The following is a 1647-nucleotide window of genomic DNA, read 5'->3' as shown; positions in this document are numbered from 1 at the left end:
GGGCCTGCGGGGTGGGCCCGGGGCGGGTGGGCCGGGGGCGGGTGGGGCTGCTTGGTTATTACTTACAACTACTACGCTGTCCCGGGGGGCCGACCGCCCCCGGGGGGCCGCCCCGGCTCGCGCCGGGGCGGATCGACGACGAGGCTGGAGACATGCGCAGAGCGAAGATCGTGTGCACCATCGGACCCGCGACGGCGTCGCCGACCAAGCTCCGTGAGCTGGTCGACGCGGGCATGGACGTGGCCCGGATCAACCGGAGCCACGGGGAGCAGGCCGAGCACGAGGCCGTCTACCACGGTGTACGAGAGGCGGCGAAGGAGTCCGGCCGCAACGTCGCAGTCCTCGTCGACCTCCAGGGCCCCAAGATCCGGCTCGGCCGGTTCGCGGGCGACCAGAAGCACTTCCTGAACGAGGGCGACACCTTCACCATCACCACGGAGGACGTGGAGGGGACGAAGGAGCTCGTCTCGACGACCCACAAGGGTCTGGCGAAGGACGCCCGCGTCGGCGACCCGCTCCTCATCGACGACGGCAAGGTGCGCGTGCGCGTCACCGCCGTCGAGGGCCCGCGCGTCGTGACGACCGTCGAGGTCGGCGGCCCGGTCTCGAACAACAAGGGCATCAACCTCCCCGGCGTCGCGGTCTCCGTGCCGGCGCTCTCGGAGAAGGACACCGACGACCTGCGGTGGGCGCTGCGCCTCGGCGCGGACATCATCGCGCTGTCGTTCGTGCGGTCCGCCAAGGACTACGACGACGTCGCGGCGATCATGGCGGAGGAGGGCCGCACGGTCCCCGTCGTCGCCAAGATCGAGAAGCCGCAGGCGGTGGAGAACCTGGAGGAGGTCGTCGCGGCCTTCGACGGCTTCATGGTGGCGCGCGGCGACCTCGCCGTGGAGATGCCGCTGGAGCAGGTCCCGCTGGTGCAGAAGCGCATCGTGGAGCTCGCCCGCCGCAACGCCAAGCCGGTGATCGTCGCCACGCAGGTGCTGGAGTCGATGACCACCAGCCCGACGCCGACGCGCGCCGAGGCGTCCGACTGCGCCAACGCGGTGCTCGACGGCGCGGACGCGGTCATGCTCTCGGGCGAGACGAGCGTCGGTGACTACCCGATCGTCACGGTCCAGACGATGGCCCGGATCATCGAGGCCACCGAGGAGATGGGCCGCGAGCGCATCGCCCCGCTCGGCTCGTCGCCGCACACCCGCGGTGGCGTCATCACGCGGGCGGCGGCCGAGATCGGCGACTCGCTGGGCGTGAAGTACCTCGTGACCTTCACCCAGTCGGGCGACTCGGCGAAGCGCATGTCGCGCCTGCGCTCGGGCATCCCCCTGCTCGCCTTCACGCCGGAGGAGAGCGTGCGCAGCGTGCTCGCGCTCACCTGGGGCACCACCACCTACCAGGTGCCGAAGGTCGACAGCGTCGACGCGATGGTCGGCCAGGTGGACTCGACCCTGCGCGCCAACGGGCTCGCCGAGCCGGGCGACCGCGTCGTCATCGTCTCGGGTGCTCCCGTGGGCGTTCCGGGGACGACGAACTCGATCCTGGTGCACAAGGTCGGCAGCCACGGCGACCTGTCCGCGATGGCGGAGTGAGCTGACGCGGGCATCGTCCCGCGGACGACGCCGGGGGCGTGCGGCAGGCCGAGCC

The 1647-nt window shown here is 71.8% G+C and carries 1 protein-coding gene; it reads left to right on the top strand.

Going from position 1 to position 1647, the window contains the following annotated elements; genetic code table 11:
- Positions 1-152: 152 nt before the first annotated feature.
- Entirely contained in the window at positions 153-1592 is a 1440-nt protein-coding gene (gene pyk / locus ACWGKI_RS10460; RefSeq protein ID WP_380241414.1) for a pyruvate kinase, read from the top strand.
- Positions 1593-1647 lie beyond the last annotated feature (55 nt).

The sequence above is a fragment of the Isoptericola sp. NPDC055881 genome (assembly GCF_053615895.1).
Note: the sequence above shows the minus strand (reverse complement) of the source record. Positions and strands in the feature narration are given on the sequence as shown.

Coding starts and splice junctions, on each gene's coding strand:
- pyk (WP_380241414.1), top strand. CDS start 153: ATGCGCAGAGCGAAGATCGTGTGCACCATCGGACCCGCGACGGCGTCG.